A 1168-nucleotide genomic window follows, 5' to 3' on the forward strand; every position below is an offset into this window, starting at 1 on the left:
CCTCATAGTAAAAAACTATTTGAAGCTTCTTCGTGTGGTCTAAAAACTAATCGTGATGCTTGGACATACAATTCAAGCCGTGATGCTTTATCAAAAAACATGCACAACATGATTAACTTCTATAATAGCGAAGTGAAACGTTTTAATGATACTTATCATACTGACCATAAAATACGTACAAAGGTTGTCGATAATTTTGTTAATGCGGATGAGAAAAAGATAAGTTGGAGCCGTGCACTTAAACAAGAGTTGGTAAGAGGAAAGTTTTTTGAATTTGAAGGTTCATGCTTCACACAAAGTCTTTACCGTCCATTTACGCAACAATGGCTTTATTATAATCGCAGTTTCAATGAAATGGTTTTACAAATACCGAGGATATTTCCAATAGGAAAAGCGGCTGAAAATAGAGTAATACAAATTTCTACTGTAGGAGCAAGATGTGGTTTTTCTATTTTAATGACTAAAAATGTGCCTGATGTGAATATGATAGATGGTAGCCAATGCTTTCCACGCTATATTTACGAAGACAGTACGATCTCAAAAAATAAAGGTGAGAAACAAACCCATTTGTTTACGAATTCTACAGAAGAAAGTAAACTAGCTGGTTTACAGAAGCGTGATGCCATTACTGATGAAGGATTAGCACATTTTAAAGCTGCTTATCCTAATGAAACTATCACTAAAGACGATCTGTTTTATTATGTTTACGGTTTACTTCATTCGGAAGATTACCGCACTCATTATGCTGATAATTTATGCAAAGAATTGCCTCGTATCCCTTGCGTAAAGAGTGCTGATGATTTTTGGAAGTTTGTGACAGCAGGGCGTGAACTAGGGCATTTACACGTGAATTATGAAGACGTGGAACCTTATCCCGTGACCTTTAAAAAGGGTAATCCAAAATTAACTGACATCTCTAATCCTGAAAAATTCTATTATGTGACTGAAATGAAATTCGCAAAAGCAGGTAAAGAGAAAGATAAATCTACTGTTTTTTACAATGGCAATATCACAATGACAGATATACCTCTTGAAGCCTATGAGTATATCGTCAATGGCAAACCCGCTCTTGAATGGGTTATGGGGCGTCAATGTGTTAAGACTGATAAAAAGAGTGGTATTGTGAATGATGCCAATCGTTATGCCGTTGAGACCGTTGGCAACCCTA

General features: G+C 36.0%; 1 protein-coding gene. It reads left to right on the top strand.

Annotated elements, in window-relative coordinates; all coding sequences use genetic code 11:
• Positions 1-1168 (top strand): type ISP restriction/modification enzyme (locus BN338_RS12390; RefSeq protein ID WP_039762020.1); only part of this gene is annotated, 1168 nt, incomplete at both ends.

The sequence above is a fragment of the Bartonella queenslandensis AUST/NH15 genome, assembly GCF_000312585.1.
Taxonomy (GTDB): domain Bacteria; phylum Pseudomonadota; class Alphaproteobacteria; order Rhizobiales; family Rhizobiaceae; genus Bartonella; species Bartonella queenslandensis_A.